The 23,658-nt window shown below is 49.9% G+C and carries 14 protein-coding genes; 4 read left to right on the forward strand and 10 right to left on the reverse strand.

Annotated features, from left to right (window positions below):
• From MRY86_RS22685 to MRY86_RS22695, 3 genes are all read right to left on the reverse strand, one after another.
• Positions 1-4,639: hypothetical protein (locus MRY86_RS22685; protein ID WP_293571963.1), on the reverse strand; the 4,639-nt coding region annotated here is incomplete at its 3' end.
• Complete coding sequence (locus MRY86_RS22690; protein ID WP_293563262.1) at positions 4,636-7,314, reverse strand: hypothetical protein; 2,679 nt, start codon at positions 7,312-7,314, stop codon at positions 4,636-4,638. The genes MRY86_RS22685 and MRY86_RS22690, both read right to left, overlap by 4 nt.
• Positions 7,315-7,632: 318 nt before the next feature.
• Positions 7,633-8,691 (reverse strand): PorP/SprF family type IX secretion system membrane protein, encoded by a 1,059-nt coding sequence (locus MRY86_RS22695; protein ID WP_293563263.1) that lies wholly within the window; start codon positions 8,689-8,691, stop codon positions 7,633-7,635.
• 1,103 nt (positions 8,692-9,794) lie between these two features.
• Here MRY86_RS22695 and MRY86_RS22700 point away from each other — a divergent pair.
• From MRY86_RS22700 to MRY86_RS22710, 3 genes are all read left to right on the forward strand, one after another.
• On the forward strand, positions 9,795-10,790 hold the full coding sequence (locus MRY86_RS22700; protein WP_293571964.1) for a DUF1565 domain-containing protein: 996 nt from the start codon (positions 9,795-9,797) through the stop codon (positions 10,788-10,790).
• 786 nt (positions 10,791-11,576) lie between these two features.
• Positions 11,577-13,535, forward strand: a complete 1,959-nt coding sequence (locus MRY86_RS22705; protein WP_293571965.1) for a caspase family protein — start codon at positions 11,577-11,579, stop codon at positions 13,533-13,535.
• A 173-nt stretch (positions 13,536-13,708) separates the two neighbouring features.
• Positions 13,709-14,668 carry a pyridoxal-phosphate dependent enzyme gene (locus MRY86_RS22710; protein WP_293566403.1) on the forward strand — a complete coding sequence of 320 codons (960 nt, stop codon included), beginning with the start codon at positions 13,709-13,711 and terminating at the stop codon, positions 14,666-14,668.
• 87 nt (positions 14,669-14,755) lie between these two features.
• Here the strand turns inward: MRY86_RS22710 and MRY86_RS22715 are convergent, their stop codons facing one another.
• From MRY86_RS22715 to bamD, 7 genes are all read right to left on the reverse strand, one after another.
• A complete protein-coding gene (locus tag MRY86_RS22715) occupies positions 14,756-16,804 on the reverse strand; it encodes a carboxypeptidase regulatory-like domain-containing protein (RefSeq protein ID WP_293571966.1) in 2,049 nt (682 codons plus the stop codon).
• 10 nt (positions 16,805-16,814) lie between these two features.
• Positions 16,815-17,408, reverse strand: coding sequence for a phosphoribosylglycinamide formyltransferase (locus MRY86_RS22720; RefSeq protein WP_293567324.1), 594 nt, complete (start codon positions 17,406-17,408; stop codon positions 16,815-16,817).
• Between the two features lie 212 nt (positions 17,409-17,620).
• Positions 17,621-19,210, reverse strand: a complete 1,590-nt coding sequence (locus MRY86_RS22725) for a hypothetical protein (RefSeq protein ID WP_293567326.1) — start codon at positions 19,208-19,210, stop codon at positions 17,621-17,623.
• A gap of 23 nt (positions 19,211-19,233) precedes the next feature.
• Entirely contained in the window at positions 19,234-20,133 is a 900-nt protein-coding gene (locus tag MRY86_RS22730; RefSeq protein WP_293567328.1) for a DUF4835 family protein, read from the reverse strand.
• A gap of 19 nt (positions 20,134-20,152) precedes the next feature.
• The gene (gene coaBC, locus MRY86_RS22735) at positions 20,153-21,352 is read right to left on the reverse strand and encodes a bifunctional phosphopantothenoylcysteine decarboxylase/phosphopantothenate--cysteine ligase CoaBC (RefSeq protein ID WP_293567330.1); all 1,200 of its coding nucleotides are present in this window, start codon (positions 21,350-21,352) and stop codon (positions 20,153-20,155) included.
• Positions 21,353-21,458: 106 nt separating this feature from the next.
• The gene (locus MRY86_RS22740) at positions 21,459-21,800 is read right to left on the reverse strand and encodes a DNA-directed RNA polymerase subunit omega (RefSeq protein ID WP_044216754.1); all 342 of its coding nucleotides are present in this window, start codon (positions 21,798-21,800) and stop codon (positions 21,459-21,461) included.
• On the reverse strand, positions 21,760-22,593 hold the full coding sequence (gene bamD / locus MRY86_RS22745) for an outer membrane protein assembly factor BamD (RefSeq protein ID WP_293567333.1): 834 nt from the start codon (positions 22,591-22,593) through the stop codon (positions 21,760-21,762). Before bamD ends, MRY86_RS22740 begins: the two co-directional genes overlap by 41 nt.
• A 124-nt stretch (positions 22,594-22,717) precedes the next feature.
• Between bamD and MRY86_RS22750 the strand changes: the two genes are divergently transcribed.
• On the forward strand, positions 22,718-23,653 hold the full coding sequence (locus MRY86_RS22750; RefSeq protein ID WP_293567335.1) for a DUF3137 domain-containing protein: 936 nt from the start codon (positions 22,718-22,720) through the stop codon (positions 23,651-23,653).
• Positions 23,654-23,658: the final 5 nt, after the last annotated feature.

Raw genomic sequence — 23,658 nt, forward strand, 5'->3', positions numbered from 1 at the left:
AGGCGTTCACTGCCCCGAACTCGTAGCAGAACTCGCCGGCCTGATCGCCCAAAATGATAATCTCGTCATTGGCTACCGGGATCTCCGCGCCGCCGCATGCTGACCAGGTGTACGGGAAGCCGTAGCCGCTCAGGTCGATCACCGCTGAATCGCCCACGCACAGCTTCAGTGTGTCTGGCAATGCGACCGGCGGGGGTGGGGGCAGGTTGCTGACCACAATCGTTACCGTATCACTCGCGCTACCACATGACAACTGTGGCGTACTCGCGATATATCGATTTATGCCCTCCATCGGCATTACAGACAAGGTAGCGCCTGTACCCAGAACGGTCCCCTCTTCGCTTGTCCAGGTAATATCGCTATCTGCGAATCCATCCGCTGTGGCAAAGATATTTATAGACGTGTTGACCGGTCCGCACAAAGCAATGGTGGTGTCTGGTTGTGCGTCTATTGCTGGTTCCGGAATGACGTATACAATCACGTCTACTTCTACTGTATCACAGGCATTAGAAGCGGTGAAGGTATAGCATGCTTCGCCTACGTTAGTGGCGTTGATTTCAATTTCGTTGCTATTTTCCTGTATCACCGGACCATCGCAGACAGACCAGGTGTAAGGGAAGCCGTAGCTGCTCACATCAAATATAGTATCCTGCCCTATGCACAAGGTAAGCGTATCCGGCAGTGCAGGAGGAGCCATTGGCAGGCTATCCACGATAACCGTTATGGTATCTGGTGCTACGCAAGGCAGGCCTGAGACACTGGCAATGTACTGGCTCAGTCCAACGCCCGGTGTTACACAAAGCTCGCCTCCGGTCCCCAGGAGGTTCCCATCCAGGTCTGTCCATTCTATACAATCATCAGGCAAGTTGGTGACCGTAGCGGTCAGGCAGGTATCTGGAGCCGGCGCACAAAAGCGCAGGGTATCGTTGGGCTGTGCATCAACCTGTTGTTCCGGGACCACGTAAACGGTGATTTGCTCTTCAATCGCGCCGCAAGCGTTGGATGCACTGAACCTGAAACACTGTTCTCCTTCTTCATTGCCGCTGATTTCAATAGTATTATTATTCACCTGGATTTCCTGCCCTTCGCAGTCCGACCATACATAAGGATAACCGTAAGTACTGAGATCTATAATAATATCATTGCCCTCGCAAATTTTCAACGTATCCGGAAGCCCAGGAGGCAGCGGCGGCACGAAATCATCCACTACAATAGTCACAGTATCTGTGGCGGTACCACAAGCTGCAGTAATGCTGGCGATGTAGTAGCTGGTCCCTACAGCAGGCAAGACGCTAAGCGTACCTCCTGTACCCAATGCATCCCCATCCTCGCTAAACCATGCGATGGCATTCTGAGCAAAACCCGGCGCCGTAGCCGTCAAAACTAAGCTGTCTGTTACAGGAGCACATAACTCGATAGTCGTGTCTGGCTGGGCACTGATTTCAGGGGCTGCAATTACAAAAACGATTACCTGCTCTTCTACCTCACCGCAAATATTAGAAGCGGAGAAGGTGTAGCAATCTTCTCCTGGTTGGGTACCAGAGATTTGGATTTCGTTATTATTGGTAGCTATAACCTGGCCATCACAGTTGGACCAGGTGTATGGGTGACTGTAGCTACTCAGGTCCAATACAGTATCTTGATTGGTACAAATCGTCAGTGTATCAGGCAAATCAGGTGGCGGCGGTGGCATTGTTTCCACGACTATAGTAACGGTGTCAGCAGTGATACAATCCAGGCCGGGTACATTTGCGATATACTGGCTCGTTCCCTGCGGAGGCGTCACACACAATTCGCTACCGGTCCCTAAAAGGTTTCCACTAAGATCCGTCCATTCTATACAGTCGTTTGGCAAACCAATTACAGTTGCGGCCAGGCAGGTATCCGGTGCGGGTATGCATAATTGAATGGTATCATTAGGCTGTGCATCTACAACTTGTTCGGGGACAACGTATACTGTCACCTCGGCTTCTACCGTACCGCACTCATTAGAAGCGCTAAACCGGAAACAAGTCTCTCCAACAACATCGCCTGAAACAATAATACTATCTCCTGATACCGGAATGGCCTGACCGTCACAATCGGACCAGGTGTAAGGGAATGCATAATCGCTCAGTTCAATAACAGTTTCATCGCCTACACAAAGCTTGAGCGTGTCTGGTAATGCCGGAAGTGCAGGTTCGGTATCTACCTCGATAGTTACTGTATCGCTTACCTCACCACAGACAGAAGCCAACGTAGCTATGTATTGGCTCGTTCCTGCCTCGGCCTGCACCATGACCATTCCACCATTGCCTAAGACAGTGCCATCGAAGGCTGTCCATACAATCATGGCATCAGGATATCCTGTTGCCGTGGCGGTCAGTTCCACCAGATTGCCCTGATCCGTAATGCATAAGGAAAGCACGCCATCTGGCTGTGCATCAATATCCGGAAGCGGCAGTACCGTTACCAGAGCGTTCGTTTGCGTGATGCCTACCGGGCTAAAGGCCGTGGCCGTGTAAGTGTAGTTGCCGGCGGATAAGCCACTAAGCACAAGCTCAGAGCCCTGACCCGCTGTTTGGCCCTGCGCATCATTCCATATAATACTGTCAATTAGAATAGTGTCCGGGATAATAGTAGCTATTAGTGTCCCGTCTTCACCCTCACAAATTTCAATATCCGGCACGCTGATGGTGTAGTCCGCTTCAGGTGGGGGCAATACCGGGAAGGTGAGGGTATCCGGGCAACCGTTGACTTCGCCTACCACCGTATAAGGGGATGCGAGGTCATCAGCAGCCAATATAAAGGTGTCATTCCCATCGTCATCAACGACCGTGCCATCGTTTTGGAACCAGGTGTAAACCGCCTCATCGCTATCGGAAGACACGGTAATGGTGATTTCATCCTGTCCAAACTGAAAAGCATTTCCGTCTACAGACAGATTCAACCCCGGGACGAAATCGATAACCAAGGTATCTGAAAACGATCCACAGTTGGGATCGGTAATATTTAAGACGTAGGTAATGTCTTCTGTAGGTGTAATCACAGGATTGCCAATCGTGGAGTCGCTCAGCCCCGTAGTGGGAGACCAGCTAAATATCAGGTTAGGGTTAGTTGCATTCTCAAAAGAAGGCTGGAAAGTATCCCCTTCACAAACGACTACTTCCTGCTCCTCTATACCTCCGGACAAAGCGCCGCCTTCCACTGCAACAGTATCCGAAAGTGGGCAATTGTTGGCATCCCGTACGGTGGCAATGTAGCTGCCCTCGTCCAGGTTCGATGCGTCAACTGGGTTGCCATTTAGATCGGTGACCTCCAAGGTGTAAGGAGGTGTTCCGCCTGTGGCTGCGTTCAGGGCAATGCTGCCGGGGATAATGTTCCCGGGCTCACAGGTACCGTCAATAACGGTCAGTTGCGCTTCCAGGGTTACCGGTTCCACAGACAACATAAATTCACAAAAGCAGTTATCCGCCGAGCTGATGCGTCTTATTTCGTAGTCTCCATATTGTACTTCGATGAATACAGCCCCGTTGCCCGGTAATGAAGCCAGCAAGAATCCCGCATTGACCTGCCGGACCTGATAAGTCTCATCTGCTGTGCCGCTGCCATCAAAGTACAGATACGCCGGATCCCCCGGGCAAACCGGGTCAAAGACCGACCAGCCTTCGTTACACTCAAAGCCAGGCGTATTCAGCTCGATCGAAGCTTCTGCCTCGCAGACAAACCCATACTCCACTTTTACGGTATACAGGCCAACAGGCAGCCCCTCAAAAGTGTAGGGGTTATTATTGGTAGTAATTTCCAGGCCCTCATTCAAGGTAATGGTATATGGAGGGAAACCTTCTTCCATGGTCACCGTGATGGTTCCATCATCGCTACTGCAAAGGGAAGGTGGCGTGCCTGTTAGGGAGATGGGCTCCTGCGCCTGCGGAATGGTGACTGGCAAAGAGGTCAGACATCCTGCTGCATCTGTAACTATAAAGGTGTAATCCCCAGGGGCGAGCCCTGAAATATTAATTGTACCGTCTGCACTCAGTGTGTTGCTGCCACCATCGCCCCATGAAATTTGGTAGGGCGGTGTGCCTCCGCTTATGTCTAGCTTGACGCCACCGGAAAGCGTTGCGCAATTACCTGCCGTTATGCTTCTGACCTCTACAGTTGGGCCTTCTTTAGTGTCAATGACTACTTCTGTCTCGATCAGGCAATCCCGTAGCGACTGATCTTCGAGCAACTCACTAATCCCAATGGTCACTTTGTAAACGCCAGGTGCAAGGTTTTCGGCAGTTGGGCCAGTGCTGATGCCGCCTTCCCAGTTGTAAACAAACTCCGTTCCCGCAGGTAAGCCTACTGGCGTTACGGTAGCCGAGCCATTGCTTTGCCCACAGTCTGCATCAATGGAAATCCAGGTGACCTGAAAATCCGGGCAAACGGCATCGCAAACAAAGTCAGGAAGGGCGGGAGAAATGGTGTCTTCCTCCACACCATAAAAAGGCAATTGCAGGGCATACGAGCCTGATGTTGCCTGCCATTCGCAAAGGGCACTGGCATCGTTCCAGGGGTATAAAGACTTACTTCCTCCGGATGTACTGCTCCCTATGGCAAGGAGCAACACCAAAAGCCAGCTTCGGTTAAGGTATACTGATCCGATATGTATCATTGTTCGGGATTTTTTCGCGTTTCGTTATTGGTTTGGGTACAGTCTTCGTCGAGGTCAAAGAGGGAAAGTTTTGGAGCATTTTGCTCAGGCAATACCACATTGAGTTCTACCCGGCGGTCTGTTGCAGCAGCAATATTGTACTTGCCATCTTCATCTCCGCCTGGTACGTTTCCGCTTGCTTTGGATTCACCCAAAGGTAGGGGAATGATGCGCACCTTTGCATTAGAGCCATTGGGGCCCATCAAATCGCCGAGCCTTACGCCATTCCATTCCTGTTTTTCCATATATTCCTGAATACACTGTATCCGCCGCAGCGCGAGGCTGTCGTTGTAAATCTTGTTACCCCGGGCACTACATAGGCCTTGAATTTCAACCTGAATATGCTGGTCGGCTTCAAGTTCACCAGCCGCTTCAATCAAGGTTTTGGACAGCTCAATTAGTGCATCCCGGCCTTCTTCGATATCCCTTTCGAAGAAAAGGCGGATCCGGCTTTGTACAGTATCCCTGTCAGGATTGTTCTCAAAGTAGGTGTCATCCAAAGCAAGGTATTCCTCAATAGCATCATCAAAGGATTGATCCGTAACGCTGGTATACCCCCGGAAGCCACCTGGGACACGCCCGGCGCGGTTTGGCTTATCGTTATGGAAATACACCCGGACTTCCCGGCGCTGATCGGCAGGCAGGGGAATGTCTATTTCCTGGTAACAGACTTTCTGGCACTGCGCTTTAGGAAAGTAAACGCCCTCAAGCGTATCCGGATATAAAGTGACGACACCAGGGAGTACACCCTGAATGGTACGCTCTGTAGAATCCACTGAAACACCAATATTGTAAGCCCGATCAAAAGCCAACCGGTAAAGGCCTGACTGCCCTTCGACTGCACTGAGCAAATTGCCGCTCTGGTCTTCAACGGTGACCTCGCCAATTTCAATCAGTTCGCCCTCCAGAAAAAAACCAGTGGAAACCGCCAACTCCACATAATCAGGAAGAAGATCTATGATGACACTGGCGGTTTGGGCGGTATCAAAATGGGCAAGCCTCAGGTCAATGACCGTATCCACCATGGCTCCGATTGATGGATTGGAAGCAATAACCCGGTACTGCCGGTATTGCCTCACGGGCAATGTCTCTGCAATATCGTCCATTGTGGCTGTATTGAGGAGCGTGTCCAACTGTCGGCAATCCGAAACATCAATGACTTTCAACTCTGTGTCTGTATATCCTCTGGGTTTTTGATCGCACTGTATGACTTCTACGTACAGTTCCCGATCCAGCTTTCGCTGGCCGGTAAATATATCCTGACAGCAGGCATCAATGGCTTCATCAAAGCGCCTTGACCTCGGCCGGTCAGAAGACAAATATACAGTACTCCCTTCCTCGGAAGTAAAGAAATACATGTCGTTGAAGCCTGAATTATAAGGTGCACCAAGGTTATCTGGCTGAGACCACCCCTCTTCAGTTTTTAGCGTCTTAAATAAATCATACATCCCATAGCCCGGAGGCGCATCTGAACAAAAGTATAATGTACTCGATAACTGATGATAAAAAGGTGTGGATTCATTCCATTGGGAGTTTACCGGTTCGCCAAGGTTGGTGATGGCGTTTGCGGTCCCTGAAGCTTCATCGAAGCTGGCCTGCCAGATATCTAGCCCGCCCAGCGTACCGGGACGGTCAGACACGAAGTAAAGCACTACAGCTTCTGTTGCGCAATCATAGCCAAAAGCAGGCTGTGTAGTGGTATAGCGACCGCCCTGATTAATTTCCATCAGCTGTGGCTCGCCCCAAATGCCGGGACCTTGTGACTGACGCTTGTAAAGCTTACAACGGATAGAGTCTTCAACGGATTCGCAAACAGAGAAGACCATCCAGCCACCGGAAGGACTGATGGCCCGATGAAGAGTGAATTGATCTTCTTTGTTGAAGGGTTCAGCGGTTGGCAGAACAGTCAGCAGGGTATCCATCCCGCCTGTATCCAACGGAGCAAAAACGGCCCGTAAATTCATACCATAAGTAGTCGACTGCCGCTTTCGCCTTAAGGGGTTATTATCAAAGCGCAGGGAGGAGAAATACAAGGTATCGCCTTCCATAACAGGAGCAAGATCGGAGTAGCCGGAGTTGATTTTATTGCTTGTCAGTCGGTGCAACGTATCTTTTTCCAGCCATCCATTGCGCTGAATACTGTATTCGACTTTTTGAATACCAGCGGCCGCAGCTTCGCGGTACCGTTCCTGTAAAACCGGATCCGCGCTTACTTTTGAGCTGAGCTCCGTTTCCACTTTTTCGAAGAGCGACTTGGCAAGGCTGTAATCCGCTTCGCTCTCCCCTTTGGACAGGAGCAACTGCGCACGATAATAAACAGTGCGGGCATATATGGAATCTATACGGTTGTTATCCTCAGAGGCCACCATCAGGTTAGCGAAAACCGAATCTGCTTTAGAGAAATAGTTGAAGCGCTGAGCCGAAAGCCCGTACTGAAAAGCAAGAAGCCGCTGTGGGCGGCTGTACTTATCATCATCGTATTCCAATACAACTTCATAGCACTTGAAAGCCGTAAAGTAGTCACGGCTCTGGTACGCCTCGTCCCCGGCTTCAAGCACCTTTTCCAATGACTGGGACACTCCCCAAAGGGGCGGGAGCAGAAGCGCCAACAGCAGGGACAACATTTTGATATTCATAAGTCAGTAATTGTCTTCATCTTTTAGGTAATCAAAGCTGGCCTGCTATCCATACATAGCAACCGGCCTCTCAAAAATGCAGGCCAATTCGATGCTTTATGCTGGTCTGGCACGGCTGCGGCCGCAAGCAGGTCGTACCACTAATAATTTATTTGCAGGTACAATGATGAAACGCCTTAACCATCGTAGTTGGGGGGATGACAGGGCGCCGGTCGTGTGTTGGTCGTTCTTATTATTCCGGCACCGCCGGCTTGCCGAAGACAAGCGCGGCCTGGTTTGCTCATAGTACCTGTGCAGGCGCAAAGCGCCGTTTTCTCATTATAACAACGGACAGAAATAGTTGTCCAGGCATATCTGGCTCAAGGTATATCGTACCGTCAGCTCCCAGCCACCCCGGTTGCGGGTAGCCACGTCAAATGCAGAAATATTAATGTCATACGAAAACCCGGCAAAGATATCGCCATACTGCATTCCAATTGTTGGGTATACCACATCCCCCAGCTCATTATTGAAGCGATAGCCACAGCTTAGCTCAAGGGCGGTGACACTACCAGGGGTCTTATCGAAAAATACCCGGCCGCCAAAATTGGTCAGCCATTCCTTATAGACGCCCTGGAACTGAAAATTCAGGTTAGCAAATACATCAACGATAGGGTCAACCTGCTTATTAGCCAGAATGTACGGGCTAATGCGCATAGGCAGTTCTGCCCTTGGCCCTCTCACTTCATTAAATGCCTGGTCCGGGCGATTGAGGTGAAAAACGCCCACACCTATGTCTATTGAGGACCGGTTTTTGAGCGTGTTTACGATCTCACAGTTGCTGAAATCCTGAATACGCAGGTTGATGCCCGCACTGAAATCAGCGAAGTCGTTTTCGAAGTTTTGAAAAATTTCGTTGGGGGGCAGATCAGGATTGCCACTACTGGTGGTGGGGTCGTATTGGCTATTAAACAGCAACGGGTTAATATCGAAATCTCTGCGGGCAATTCCTGACTGGGCGCCGGCAGTGATGAATACCTTTTCGGCCAGCCGGTGTGTGTAGGAAAGGTTGAAATTAAGGTTGGTATTTTGCAGCCGGGCCAATCCCGCACGATCGTAATTGAAGGAAGCCCCAACGGCCCAGAATCCATTTTTCATCTGGTTACGGTTGGGCAGCTTCACATCCGCGCTGGCAGAAAACGTCAGGTAATTAACGGGGACTGTCCGCCACTGCTGCCTCGAGTTGCTAATCGCCCGAAACTTCCCCCTGAATATGCCGGTGAGCCCCGGGTTCGTCGTGGCAGGCGCATATCCGAACTGAGAATAGTGGATATCCTGAGCGTTGACCCCGGGAATAGCCCAAAGGGCCAAAAACGCAACGTATAGTAACTTTCTCAAAATGGACCGTTTTAACTTAGTTTAATACTTTTGAATCACGCTTGGGGGGCTGAGCGTTCCGTTATGAGTTGTTCCATGTGTGCGCAAATCAGCACACCAAACACTCATAAATATTTACCGGCAACAGGAAGGCAGGAAGCTCCAAACCACCCAATCATCCGTATAGAAAAGTTGCTATTATTCCGGGTCCGTGCCCAATATACAGAAAAGATTCCGCTAGTGCTTTGTTAATCATTAAACAATGGGCTCCCTATGGCACCTTTTTGACAGACTTTGCGCATCGCAGCCCTGCAAATGTATCGATACCCAGTATGGCCCACACTTATGCAGCCCAACGGAGGAAGCAGATCAATAGCCTTTTTCCAAAGTGCAGCCTCCTGGCAAATCCTGTTGCATAGCAGGTGGAAGGGCAACTGCTCCTCATTTAAAGGGCTAAGCTGTAAGCCAGCCCAAACCCTGCTGAAGCCTTAGGCCAATTTGCATACTTGCTTTACTGATCGCACCAAGATCACTTAACCTGTATATCACAAGGGGGGAATTATTTTGGCAGGAACATTAGCCTGCCAATACAAAATAGAAATACGAGGCAGAGCACTGTTTCGTTACATAAAACCAAAATATAATTAAAAATATTTCAGTTTATCGCTTGTTTTTTGGTACGAATGCTATGGTTTTACTAACTTTATCGGGTAACTAGGACGATACCTTATCTCATTTTTTCAATCGCTATGTAACATTTCGGGTTTTGTGCCCGTTAACCATCAAGTCTTTCCAAAGGAAATGTCAGTGTGATTTTTGCACTTAAAGCATCTCAGGGATAGGCTTTAGATATATTTTTTTCTAAATTGAACTTGTTTTTATTAGAAAAAAAGTTATATCTTGTGATCAAATTCAGATACGGGGCATCCCAAGCTCTGAATCTGAGAAAATAAAGGGGTGACGCCCTTTATTCCCAATATCCTAAATTTTGTTCTTCGTTTGACGCCTTTTAGGATGGGGTTTTTTCAATTAGTTTCCCAGCTTTTGAAAGCAACTCCAGCCTTACGTAACTGAAGGTATTTCCCATGCCTCGGTTATTTACCAACTTCAAAACTTCATTAGGCGTGAAACAAGTAACATTTTTACTCATCATGGTCATGGCTATGGGCCAGCTACATGCGGGGAATATTTTCTTCGTCAAGCAAAATAGCCAAGGAAATGGTATGTCCTGGACGGACGCATTCGGTTCCCTTCAGCAAGCACTGAACGTTGCCCAGGCAGGTGATGCCATCTGGGTAGCCCGAGGCGAGTACTTCACAACTTCAGGTAACAACCGTAACCTGTATTTCAAAATCAAAGATGGTGTAAAGCTATACGGAGGCTTTGCAGGTACAGAATCTTCTCTTGCCCAGCGTAATATCGGTGCAAACCGCACGATTCTCAGTGGTGAGATTGGCACTTCTTCCCTCGAAGACAACGCCTATACTGTTGTCTTTACTGAAAATGTTAGCTCAAACACCGTGGTGGATGGCTTCATCATCACAGGTGGGACCGCAAATGTGGAGCAGGATGGTTCAAGCCAAGTTAAGGAGTCCTGCGGCGCTGGTTGGTATAACCTGGCGAACGGCGCTCACTCTTCTCCTATCATCCGCAACTGCAAATTTGTTGACAACAAAGCCCGCGAAGGTGCTGGCATGTACAATCTCGCTATCAATGGTGGAGAGTGCAGCCCAATCATTGAAAAATCTCAGTTCATCCAAAATACTGCAGCCCTTGACGGTGGTGCAATTTACAACGGTACACTTGGCGCAAACAGCAAAGCAGCTCCAAAGCTGACTAATGTTCAGTTTGAGTACAACATCGCTACTTACGGAGGCGGCATGATGAATCATGCTCATGACGGGCAGGTGGCTCCGCTTGTAAAGCAATGCCGCTTCATCTCCAACAAGGCACACTTCCAGGGTGCAGGTGTTTACAACGATTACAAGGGTGAAGGTTCTTCTAAAGCAGTCATGATTGCCTGCGTATTACAGAAAAATCTTTCGTCCATTGGTGAGCCTGTTAGCAGCCGCACCGGCTCTTTCAAAGGCGGCTCTATCAGCAGCAACGGACTTCGTTAAACGAAAAGTAAGCATCTAAGCCTTTACCCACACCCACCTCCCCTGCTCAAAAGCGTATATAGCAAATGCAGGTAGATGATTTCAAAGCCTAATGAAAAACAGGGGATTTGCAAAGTGCAAATCCCCTGTTTTATTTTACCTCACTTTTTCCTCTCCGGCATCCTGTCCTTCCTTCCGCGAAAATCAATTTTCAATGTCACAAATCGATCCATACATTCATTTTATAATCTTTTTAATATAAGATATTGCTATCCAAACCTGGTTGTTGCAAACGGGGCTGAATGTTAAAGATGAAAAAGCAGGGTCCTGATTGCAACCTAAACTAAGGCGGCTTCGTACGTATAAAAAAACGTTCGATATAAAATTTTTCGATAACTGTTGCCGTTATAGTAGCAGTTGTTCCAAAAACCGATACGATGAAGCCTCCTGAAAATTCTGTCCTAATTGGCAGAAACTATTCCTTCCTGATACCTTTCCTAAATCCTGCTTCCTTTGAGTGGGGAAGTAATTACTTTTCGAACGCCATACGGCCCTATCCCTCTAAGCGATTTTGGGGCTGACTTGGTTAACCGAAGATGTTGATGCAAATACAGAACCTTTTCGCCTCAAAGTGGCACATAAATACCTGACGGCTCTGATTTGAAATGACACTCGGTTGCTGTAAGCCTGGAAAAGGGTCAATAATTACGGAGGGGCAGCCTGTAAGTTGCATCTGTGATTAACTTCCTTCCAGCAAATGTAATGTCAACTAAAGCATTCATCATAGCCCAAAGCAAGTAACAAATCATGAGACGAAACACTTTTACTATTATTGCCTTAGCAGTCTTTTGGAGCGTTGGTTCGCTCTTTGCCCAAACCTGTATAGAAGGTGACTGCGAGAATGGAGAAGGAACGTTGATTCTGGAAAATGGCATCAAGTACGTTGGCCAATTTCAAAATGGAGCCTATAATGGTGTTGGTATATGTTACTGGCCCAATGGTGGTGGCCGGTACGAAGGCGAATGGAAAGATAACCTGCCTCATGGCAAAGGCTCCCGCCTCTTGAGTACGGGCAAAAGGCAGGTAGGCTGGTTTGAGAAGGGTATCTTTCAAGGGCATTCCAAACCCGGTGAAGGTATACAAGCCAAGGGCAGTGATTACCACATCGACCGGTATTCGGTGGGGTGCATTTCCGGCACTTGCGAAAACGGCCGGGGCGTCTACGTTTATAGCAACAAAGCTATGTATACGGGGTGGTTCCGGAATGGCAACCGGGACGGGCAGGGCATTTGCCACTACCCCAATGGAAATACCTACGAAGGCGACTGGAAAAACGGTCATCCACATGGTTATGGCACTATGACTTATGCCAACGGACAAGAGTGTTATGGACAATGGGAGAATGGCCGATCTGTTGAAGGGTGCCAAAACACCATGAAAGCAGGCAATGAGGTACAGTCCGGTTGTGTTTCAGGCAACTGTGTTAATGGAAAAGGGCGTATCGTTTACCTTGACCGCTCCGAATATGAAGGATGGTTTAATAAAGGCAAGCCTAACGGCCGGGGCGTTATGTACCGGGCCAATGGCAATCGCTATGTTGGCGAATTCAAAAACGGATTTTACCATGGAGAGGGCGTATTGTACCGCCCTAACCAACCTGCACTGGATGGGCAGTGGATGGATGGTGAATTCATTGGTCATCAGACCCCAATTTCAAAAGGATGTATTTCAGGTGACTGCCGCAACGGCACAGGCACCTATATCTTCAAAAACGACAACAAATACACTGGTACTTTCAAAGATGGTTACCCGCACGGAAAGGGCACCATTATCTATGCCAACGGTGAGCGCTATGAGGGAGAACTCAAAATGGGCTACCTCAGCGGGCACGGTGTGCTGTTTACCAACACGGGTGAACAAAGATCTGGTATCTGGCATAACGGAGAGCTGGTCCGTGAAAAAGTCGAGGCACAAGCGCCCTCTCCTGAAACCTTACCTTCGCCCCGCATCCCTGCCTCCGGCAATAAGAACCCGGAGCTGGAGGTATTCGCTGTGGTGATTGGCATTTCCACCTACACCCATATGCCCCCGCTCAACTACACGGATGACGATGCTTACCAAATGTATGCATTTTTGAAAAGCCCGGAAGGAGGCGCGTTAGACGATGACCACATCAGTATTCTTATTGATGAGGCAGCCACGCTCAACCGCATAAAGTATACCATGGAAGAAGTTTACAGCCGGGCCGGGCCTGAAGACCTGATCATGCTCTACTATTCCGGCCATGGTTATGACGATGCCTTCCTGCCCATAGACTTTAATGGGTTCCGCAATAAATTATTCCACAAAGAAATAATTGGTATCCTGGAGCGCAGCCCGGCTAAGTACAAGCTTTGTATTGCCGATGCGTGTTACAGTGGCGGCCTGTTGGCGGCCAAGGGAGGAGCCCCCAGTCAGCTTACTCAGGACTTCTACGACCGGCTCGCAGAAGCAGCCCCCGGCACCGCACTCATCATGTCTTCCAAGTCGAATGAAACTTCATTGGAAGCCAAGGGTTTGCGCCAGGGCGTATTCAGCCATTATCTAATCCGCGGCTTGAAGGGAGAAGCTGATCAAAATGGCGACCGCTATGTAGACATTTCCGAGCTTTTCCGTTTTGTCAGCCAGAACGTACAAAACTACACCGGCTCTAAGCAATCACCAATGATTGAAGGCGACTACGACCGGGAGATGCCGGTTTCCATACGCCGCACCAACGGACAATAAAATCAATAGCCTTTAGATACTTTCTGCCGGATGGGCTTATACCGACGACGAAGTAGTTTGGGACCAACCATGACTTCGTGTCGGCATATACTCGTGCGTCGGGTTTGTGCCTTACGCCCAAAACTCTCCGTTCCGAGTATATGTCCCATCCGGCAGATTTTTTATTTTGGGGCATGCCGGTAATTTCCACCCTTTTTCAGCATGCGCCATCCCCCCTCGAGCGCCTTGCCTTACCCGAATTTGAATCGGCAGGCTTATCTGTATGGATAAAAAGGGATGATTTGCTCCGTATGGGCCCTGGCCTTGCGCTTTGTGGCAACAAATGGCGTAAGCTGAAGTACAATCTTGCTGCTGCCAGGTCTGGCGGGCATACTCAGCTGCTTACCTTCGGGGGCGCCTTCTCCAACCATATTGCGGCCGTTGCTGGTGCAGGTGCGGCCTTCAAGTTTAAGACCATTGGCATCATTCGCGGGGAAGCACCGCCCGGCCTCAACCCAACCCTTAGGTTTGCCCGGGAATGTGGCATGCATCTGCATTTTGTGGACAGGGCCACTTTTCGAAGCAAGGAAAACCCCGCCTTCCTTCATCGGCTGGAGCAAGCTTATGGGCCCTTCTACCATCTGCCCGAAGGAGGGACTAACGAAAAAGCCCTAGAAGGCGCCCGGGAAATTGTCACAGAGTGCCAGTATCAACAACCCACTCTTAAGGCAGACTACTGGTGCGTTAGCGCAGGTACCGGTGGAACTGCTGCCGGAATGACGCTGGAAGCGAAGCCCGGAAGCAAAGTCCTGGCCTTTTCTGCCCTGAAGGGTGATTTTTTAAAGCGTGATCTCGCCTCGCTGTTAGCTGGCTACCCTGCTGCGGGCGACTGGGCATTAATCACAGACTTTCACTTCGGGGGCTATGCCAAATACCGGCCGGAGCTACTGCAGTTTCTTAATCATTTTTACCAAGAACAAGGGATTGCGCTAGACCCCATCTATACTGGCAAACTCCTCTTTGGGTTGGTTGACCTGGCAAAGCACCGCTTTTTTCCCAAAGGCAGTACCCTAGTCGCCGTACACACCGGAGGTTTGCAGGGCATTCATGGCTTTAACGAGCGCTTCGGAGGCCTGCTTCACTATACTCCATAAAATCTGAAAAGGGCACCCGGTTGATTGAAACACAACCGGATGCCCCTTCCTTATCATAAACACGTGCTAAAAAACCATCGGTCTTGCCTACCGCACGCGACCGTAACGCTCTCCGTTAACGTACTCTATCAGGTAGGCTCCGTCATAGCCTCTTGCTTTTACTTTACTCAGGGCTGCACGGGCGTCAGGCAGGGAGAAGAAATCAGCAAGCATCACCCGGTTAAGGTTGCGCTCAATGATAAACTCAGTTTGAATTGTGCCAACATCTGCGATATTGCTGAACCTGGCAGGATCAAAATTACCGACTGCAGCAATCTGCACCTTATAGTAGGTGCCGCTGTGCCGTGGCGCTGTAGTTTCGTACTCGTAGTTGTCATTGGGGTTCTGGCTTCTCGTACGATAAGGTGCAACCGGGTCCATGCCGTTAGGGGTAGCTGGCCCTGCAGGCGGATAGGTTGTTACCGGTTCGTCTGGTTCAAGAGGTTGCGTGCGCCCGGGGTTGGTATTGCCCGGATACGGATCATTGCCGTCGTTCACCACTGGGGGCTCGGGGATATCTGATGCCTGCCCCTCTTTTTCCAGAAAAATAGGCTGCCCGTAGGAATAGGAATTTTCGTCATTGGCATTCACTCGGTAAGAACCTGGTTTATAGCCATACGCACTGACTTCCACCCGAAACTGACGGTTTGGCAGAATATCAAAAGAATAGCGGCCATCATTAAAACTTTGGCTGCGTAACTCGGACTCTCCGCTCGGGCCTACCTCAAAAAGGCGCACGGTGATGGCACCAATAGGATCTCCGGTCGACCGGTCGTATACATTGCCTTTCAGTACTACACGGCGCCCACCCTCTGAAAATTCAAAGATGTCCTCGTGCGAAGTGGTGATCTTGCTGCCTGCATCCACCCGGTTGGAGGTAAAAAAGCCTCCGTTCCGGGACGGGTTAAGAATATAAAAGTAGTCATCTGCACTAGAATTGACAGGTATCCCCATATTATCGGGCTGCGACCAGCTTACCTCATCCCCAATGGATTGGAAAATATCAAAGCCCCCCATAGATACATGCCCGTTAGAGGCAAAGTACAAGGCTTGGTTTTCACGGTCATAGAAAGGCGTAACCTCGTCCCCCAGTGTATTTACTACCGGCCCCAGGTTGACAGGGAAGGTAAAGTCATTATTATCGATACCCAGGTCACGCGATGCATACCAAAGGTCCATCCCTCCAAGGCCACCTTCGCGGTTGGACGCAAAGTACAGCACCTCACTACCCCGCTGATGGGCTACATAGGGGTGCGTGGCCGTCACACCCTGCGTATTGATATAATCCGGCAGACGCTCCGGTTGTGACCATTGGCTCCCGACCCGCTTGCTTACGAAAATCTCGCATCGGGTTTTCACATCGTTCCAGTTCTTATTGTCGTCATTGCAAACAGTAAAGTAGATGCGGTTCCCATCCGGAGACATCGCACTGTTGCAGAAGTGCCCTTTCTGAATCACCGGGAAGTTGCGGGGCGCCTCCCCTTCTGTCCACTTGTTATTTTCACGCTCAGAAACGAATATGCGGGCACGATCTCCCTGATTCGAGGAGAAGTACAGCTCATTGTCGGAAATGGGAAACGGTGCAAAGTCCTCTTTTTCGGAGTTGACCCCATCGCCGGGCAGTGCGATATTCAGTTCCCGGTTAGCATTAGCAGGCGCTTCCATCCCAAACCGGCAGCCTGCAATTTCCACGCGGATGATTTCCTCCAGGATTTCCTTGCCATCGCCAGTATACCCTTCCAGAAACTCCTCGAAGGCATTAATTGCCCGGTCGTATTGACCATCCTGCTTCAGGCAACGCGCGTACTTCAATCCGACCAGCGGAAAATCATCATTCGCGTCCTTAACGGGCTGATAGGCTTCCACGGCCTTGCGGTAATCCCGCATGGTGTAGTAGATCTCGCCCGCTTTATAGGTGAGCTCTTCTTTTTTGCGCTTCTTGCTGTAAGCTTCGCTATATTTTTCAGCAGCAGTTTTCAGGTCTCCCTCTTCAAACGCCTGCTCAGCATCTTTGCGCAGGCTCCTCCAGCTCTGTGCCTCCAGCGCAGGGGCCAGGCCAATCAGAAACAGAAGGAGTAATAAGTAATTGCGGATCATGACTTCGATATTAAGAATTTAATGCTTTAATGTATTTCTCGATAACAGGTGCAAAGTGCTCGTGTTCCAACTGAAGGACCTTACCTGCGATTTGCTCAGGGGTATCCGATGCGTTGACGGTACAACGAGCCTGGAAAAGAGCATCCCCTTCATCGTACGCTTCGTTTACCAAATGTATGGTAATTCCGGTTTGAGGCACACCGGCATTTTTCACTGCCCGGTGTACATGCATGCCATACATGCCTTTGCCTCCAAATTCAGGCAGCAAAGCGGGGTGTATGTTTACCATACGCTCCCGGTACGCACTGACCAGATATGCAGGGACCAACCATAAAAATCCGGCCAACACAATGAAGGTGACCTTTAAATCTGCCAGTTGCCCCAGTATGGCTTCTGACTGATAAAATCCTGACCGGTTGATGCGAAGGGTCTCAATACCGTGCGCCTCTGCCATTGTCAAAACAGGGGCATCGGGTTTATTAGCAACGACCAGCCCTACTTCAATATTAGGATGTCCACTAAAATATTCAATAATTTTTTTTGCGTTACTCCCTGTTCCGGAAGCAAAAATGGCGATTCTTTCCATGATGTTTCGGTCGAGCATATGAGTATATATGGCTTTGCATGGCCACACGCCCCAAATTACACTTTTTTGGGACACCCTGAAGATTCGGTATCGAGACTTTGGACCGGGCAATAGTACAGATGGTGGGCCCCTCGATCATTCAGTCCAGGCTGCTGCCCATTGGACTGCCCGCAGATTAGGAGGTTGGGCATGCCCAAATCACCCAACTTTCCTTAATGAAGAACTTCCTATCACTGAAACTGCAACTCCCCGAGCCGATAGGAACGCCCGCGTTCTCCGTAAATGATCATTTTCCGGCTTCCGGTTTGTTTACAAATTTTTGGGCGGGTGATCACTCCTGCATCCCGGTTATTGAAAAGCGGGTACATCTCCAGTTCACCGCCTTTGCGAATTTCGGCCAGCGTAATGATGGAGTTCCGCCCATTAAAATTGTACAGGAAGTTGTCGTTATCCGAGGTGTAATTGCGGCTGTTATCGTTAAAAATGAAGTAAAGCCGGTCCCGCACAACCGCCATTGCATAGGAGGAGTAATAGCCGCCATCGTTGACGGTTTCCTGCCGTTTTGGGATGCGCACGGACCACTCCATAGAGCCGTCCGGCCTGATGTTGACGACAATAATATCGTTGTAGTTGTAAAATTCATCAAACTGAAGGGTGCCATCCCACATCCGGTAGGTGCGCTGGTATACAAAGTACTGTTCAGCCACAATAACGGCACCACCGTCACTGCGCAGGATCAGATCATTGAGGGCAAAGCGGTCGAGCTCTGCCTGCTGATTCGCATTTCCGGATTCCTCAGCACGCTCGGCACGCCTTTGCTGGCCTGCCCGCATAAAAGCGGTCCTGAAGTCAAAGTCGAACTCCTGGAGGCTGATATTGAAGGCTTCTTCTGTCTCCGGATCTACCCGGAAAAAACAAGTCCCTTTGATACTTGTGGTGCCTCTGTCCGAGAAGAAGCCTGCGCAAATCAAGTCTCCTTCATTGCCAATCCGGAAAGTCATGTCTGTGATAAACTTATCCTTTACGGCGATGCGGTACTCTTGTTTGTTTTCACCGTTATTGGTGTAAGCCAGGATGACGTATTGATAATTGGCCAGCCCACGCCGAACCGCCTGCGTTGAACCGTCCAGGAACTGAATACAAAGCAGGTAAACATTACCGTTTTCGTCGATTCGGTAGTCCTCCACTGCAAATTGCTGTTCGCTGTAGGGCAACCGGATATTCTTGGACCAAAGCTCCTGCATTTGATTGTCAAATACGCGGATGGCAAAGCGCTCTGGCTCTTTGCGTTTGCTGTCCAGCTGACTGTATAGCAGCACCTTGGAGCTATCCTGGGACAAAAGCAGGTTGAAAGCACCGCCACGCGCCCGGTTAGCCGCAGGGATTTCTGCGATTTTTTTCAGGCTGCGCTCAGGCTGCAGGCGGCTGTTCAGTTTTTGATAAAAGAGGTAATTGGTCTTTTGAGCTTCGTTATTGAAGCTGGTAAAAAAGTAAAAATTCCCGCCAATTTTCATCAAATCCTCAAACTCGCGCCACTTCCGCTTGTACTTGAGCGGCAGCTCCACAGAACGTTTCAGCCGCTGCTGATTATCGTATTGTTCGATGAAGACCTCGCCACGTGCGATTGCACTGGGTTGGCGCTCCCGCAAAACGTAGTAGGCCTCAGGAGCGACCTCCACAACCTTGGTGATACTGGACCTGGAGGGCTCAGTCATATCCGGCCCCCAGGATATTTCCCCTGGGACACGGTCCTGCTGTGCAAGCAAACCGGCATTGAAGGCCAGCAAAAAAAGGAGCGAAAGAAGGGTCTTGAATGGCATAGTCCTGAGTGAGTTTGGGCCGTTTATTTCAACGCTCTGAATTTAGAGGTATTGGAAGCATCTAGGCGGGTCATGGTTTGCACCACTTTGTTCTTTTCCTGAGGCGTTCCTTTCTTGAAGATCTCCATAATTTCATCGGCTTTGGTATCCGAGAAGGTCTGTATGATCATAGAGTTGGGATAGGCCTGATCTACATCCCGGAACTGTTCCATAGACGCGGCAATGATAGCCCGGCAGGTCGCCACATCATTTGCAGCCACATCCAGCCCCTGCCGGTGGTACTCATACCAAGCCTGCCGGAATGGGCGTACCCTTGGCGAGGTTAGGTTCTCAATCAGAAAAAACCGGCTGGGGTCTCCATCGATAGCTCGCCATCCCGGGCTTGCCGCTGCCGCACCATCGGGTACCATATTTACAATCTCCTGTGCCGCCTGGAAGTAGGGCTCTCCCCCGAAGGCAGCGAAGCTGTCGTAGTCGAGCCCCAGAATAATGTAAGCGTAAAAAGCCAGGCAGGAGGACAGGTTATCATTAAATCGGTTCTGGCTAAACTGAATCGGCTGAAAAGGCTCATAGCTGAAGACTACGCCCTTGTCGATGTAGTTGAGCAGCGGCGTATCGTAGTTGCTATTGTACACGGGCCGGGAAGCCTGAACGGCAATATCTGCCTTAAAAGCCACCTGCGAAAGCTCTTCCTGAATGGTAATCAGGATATTGGCTTTAATGCGTTCTTCAGGCTCGAAAGCGTCATCCGTCCACTTTTGGTTGTTCATGAACTCTGCGATGGAGCTAGCCAGCGTCTCAAAAATTTGCGGATCTGCCTGTTGGAGTTTCTGGGTATTGGTACGGACGATAACTTCCAGCTCCTGCGCTTGCATAGCGAACAGGCCGCACAGTAATATTCCGGATAGGATTAATTTTCTCATGGTACTTATGCTTTTCGGTTCAGCCCCATAGTTCCTGAAGGGCATCGACGATGTCAGCAGCTACAGCTGCCTTGGTTTTTAACTCAAATTCGCGTTTCTTATTGCCTCGATCCAGGATAGTGATTTTATTCGTATCATGGTTAAAGCCCGCGCCGCTATCCGTCAGGCTGTTCAGAACGATAAGGTCCAGATTTTTGCTTTCCAGCTTGGACTGTGCGTTTTCCAGCCCATTTTGGGTTTCCAGCGCAAAGCCTACCAGTTTTTGATGGGCAGATTTGCTTTGACCGAGCGATGCAGCAATGTCTGGGTTCCTGACCAGGGACACCTGCATTTCGTCCCCTGATTTCTTTATTTTTTGTTCAGCGGCTTCAGCCGGCCGGTAGTCTGCTACAGCGGCTGCCAGTACAGCAGCATCACAGCGGTCAAATACGGCTGTGGCGGCGGCGTGCATTTCCAGGGCGGTGCCTACCCGAACGACCTCAACCCCAGGCTGGCCGGGCGACAAAGCTGAGGGCCCCAAAATCAGATGAACCGCCGCACCACGCGCGCTCAGTTCATCCGCAATGGCCACTCCCATTTTGCCACTCGAGCGGTTACCGATAAAGCGGACCGGATCAATAGGCTCGTACGTTGGGCCTGCTGTGACAAGTACCCGTTTGCCGCTCAGGCTTTGCGCCCTGCTGAAGTGCCCGCCAAGGACTTCCAGGATGATTTCCGGCTCTGCCATGCGCCCCTCTCCTACCAGTCCGCTTGCCAACTCGCCTTTCCCGACCGGAATCAGCTGATTCCCGAAGCGCTGTAGCCGACTAACGTTTTCCTGTGTTGCCGGATGTTTCCACATGTCCAGGTCCATAGCCGGTGCAAAGAACACGGGGCAACGCGCAGAAAGGTAAGTGGCAGCGATGATATTATCGCAAATGCCCTGCGACAGCTTAGCCAGAGTGGTTGCAGTTAGCGGAGCAAGCACCATAGCATCCGCCCAGAGCCCCATCTCCACATGGTTGTTCCAGCTGTCGCCGGATGCCACATCGGTATGCACCTTGTTCCGGGAAAGGGTAGCCAGGGTAAGGGGCGTGATAAAGTCAGTAGCCGCCGCAGTCATCAGCACCTGTACTTCGGCTCCTGCCTTGATCAGCAGCCGCACCAGCGAGGCTGCCTTGTAGGCGGCTATGCTACCGGTAATGCCTAATATTATTTTCTTGCCGTGGAGTGCGGACATGGTCAGGACGATTGGTTGGCCATAGATACCCTATGAATAACGAAGAGCAGGGGAAAGGGCGCGCCTATCCTCTGCTCTCCGGAAAAATCAGTGTGCACAGACAACGCTAGAGGTCGTCTTCCTGCTTTTTGTTGTAACGGCTGTAAAGCTCGCCATTGATATATTCTTCAGAAGCGATAACCACAGGGTTAGGGAGGCGCTCGTAGAACTTGGAAATTTCGATCTGCTCCTTGTTTTCGCTTACTTCTTCGATGGCATCAGAAGATACCGCGAATTCTTCAAGCTTCTGGTGCAGCTCGTGCTTAAGTTCTATTGCCAGCTGACGAGACCGCTTCGTGATGATCGCGAGTGCTTCATACACATTGCCGGTATTGGCAGCCAGGCCGTGCACATCACGCGCCTTAACATTAGGATCTAGCCCCTGTACTTTCGTCTTGATATCTGACATTCTCTAATTCTTTTAATTGATCGGTTGACTGTTCATACATCTTCTGAACTTCGTCGGCATAACGGCTGTCGCTATACCTTTCCAGAAACTCAGAAGCACGCTCCACTGCATCCGTATAGCGTTCTTTTTGTTTTTCGACAAAGCTGTTCTTTGCCAGCAGGTAAGCCGACCGGATAATCATGTAACCGATTTCAATACGGTTTTGGGTATCCGGGAAGTCTTTGAGTACATTTTCGAACGACTGAATAGCCGCCTGATAATCCTGCAGGTCATAGTAAAGCTCTGCCGCTTTATAAGCTTTGAGCTCCAGCTTGGCCCGCATGGCATCAATCAGCTTATTGCACTGCTCCACCCGGTCACTGTTCGGGTAAGTATTGACAAACAGCTGAAAGCCTTCAATCGCTTCAATGGTGTACTGCTGGTCCAGACGGAACGTTGGAGACAGCTGATAGTTGGCATAAGCCGACATAAAATCTGCTTCTTCTCTGAGTTCGCTGGTACCGTACGTGGTCGAGAAATTTTTAAAGTAATAAGCGGCCAGGATAAACTGCTCCAGATGGTAGTAGGTGTAGGCGTACTTGAAGTAGATATCCTCTGCCTCACGCTTGCCACGGTAGCTGCTGATGATAATCTCAAACAGCGCCTGCGCCTTTTGGTACTCCTCCGCCTCGTAATACGCCATCGCTTTGGTGTATATACGGTCCACATCACCGCTCGTACGTATCTTTTCAAACTCGCTTTTACAGGAAGCCAGGCTTATACTGATGATCACGAGTAACAGTAGTCGTTTCATAAGTTTGCAAAATTACAGCATTTTAGACAATAGTTCAAACTTTGTGCTCCTCAAGGAGGATAAAAAGAGCGTTAAGGTTGGCTGAGCAGCCCGGAAGAATGAATTTTGACCTATTTTAGCCCGTATGAAGCGGATTGAAGAGTTCCGAATGTATTACAACCATACCATTCATCCGGAGTTACTGCGGATGGAACGGCGGCGGCTTCGCCTGATCCGGTTGTTTGTGCTGTCCGGTCTCCTTCTTGCCGGTATCTTCCTGCTCGAATTCTACCTCGATATCTGGGCGCTTACCCTTGCACTGGCCATTCCGATCGGGCTTTTTCTTTTCTACCTCGCCTACCGGATTCAGCGGTTCCGGAATACCTTCAAGCCGAATGTCATTAATTTGGTCCTTGATTTTATTGATGATGGTATCAATTATGATGTCAATTACCCCCTGAAATATGACCCCAAGGGTTTTATTGACCGCAAACGCTTCCTGGCCAGCCAACTCTTTGCCACCCCTGCTGACAGCTACCACGGGGAGGATTTCATCACCGGAAAAGTAGGCAACCTGGAGTTTGAAATGTGCGAGTTGTTTGTCTCAGAAACCTCTCCGGTGAAGAACGGGCTACAGCAGTTGTTCAAGGGCGTTTTCATGCACGCTACTTTTCCGGAAGAAGCAAAAGGCAGGATCATCATCTGGCCCAAAAGGTACCGCCACCGGCACTTCCGGGCCATCCGGGACTTTACCTGGCTGGGCGGCATTGACGTGAGCGATGAAATCCTTAACCCTGAATTCCGGGAAGTCTACCTTGTTTACGCCACTCAACGGACGCACGTCATCGGTATCCTTTCCGAACCCATGCAGCAAGCCATTGTGGATTTCAGAAAAGCAACAGGCAAGGAAATTTACATGTCTTTCATCAACCGGGAAATCTATGCTGCCGTTACGGAAGATAAAGACCTGCTGGAGCCCCACATTCTGCGCTCTAACCTCAGCTTCGAGTTGATACGGGAGTTTTTCAGCGACATCCACATGTTACTAGAAATTGCTGAAGACTTTGACCGGACGCATTAGCCCCC

It is taken from the genome of Phaeodactylibacter sp. (assembly GCF_022763345.1).
Classification (GTDB): domain Bacteria; phylum Bacteroidota; class Bacteroidia; order Chitinophagales; family Saprospiraceae; genus Phaeodactylibacter.

Bases quoted from the DNA above. Each gene is read 5' to 3' on its own strand.
- MRY86_RS22725 (WP_293567326.1), bottom strand. From the start codon at position 19,210: ATGCCATTCAAGACCCTTCTTTCGCTCCTTTTTTTGCTGGCCTTCAAT.
- MRY86_RS22730 (WP_293567328.1), bottom strand. From the start codon at position 20,133: ATGAGAAAATTAATCCTATCCGGAATATTACTGTGCGGCCTGTTCGCT.
- MRY86_RS22705 (WP_293571965.1), top strand. From the start codon at position 11,577: ATGAGACGAAACACTTTTACTATTATTGCCTTAGCAGTCTTTTGGAGC.
- MRY86_RS22710 (WP_293566403.1), top strand. From the start codon at position 13,709: ATGCCGGTAATTTCCACCCTTTTTCAGCATGCGCCATCCCCCCTCGAG.
- bamD (WP_293567333.1), bottom strand. From the start codon at position 22,593: ATGAAACGACTACTGTTACTCGTGATCATCAGTATAAGCCTGGCTTCC.
- MRY86_RS22690 (WP_293563262.1), bottom strand. From the start codon at position 7,314: ATGAATATCAAAATGTTGTCCCTGCTGTTGGCGCTTCTGCTCCCGCCC.
- coaBC (WP_293567330.1), bottom strand. From the start codon at position 21,352: ATGTCCGCACTCCACGGCAAGAAAATAATATTAGGCATTACCGGTAGC.
- MRY86_RS22720 (WP_293567324.1), bottom strand. From the start codon at position 17,408: ATGCTCGACCGAAACATCATGGAAAGAATCGCCATTTTTGCTTCCGGA.
- MRY86_RS22750 (WP_293567335.1), top strand. From the start codon at position 22,718: ATGAAGCGGATTGAAGAGTTCCGAATGTATTACAACCATACCATTCAT.
- MRY86_RS22740 (WP_044216754.1), bottom strand. From the start codon at position 21,800: ATGTCAGATATCAAGACGAAAGTACAGGGGCTAGATCCTAATGTTAAG.
- MRY86_RS22715 (WP_293571966.1), bottom strand. From the start codon at position 16,804: ATGATCCGCAATTACTTATTACTCCTTCTGTTTCTGATTGGCCTGGCC.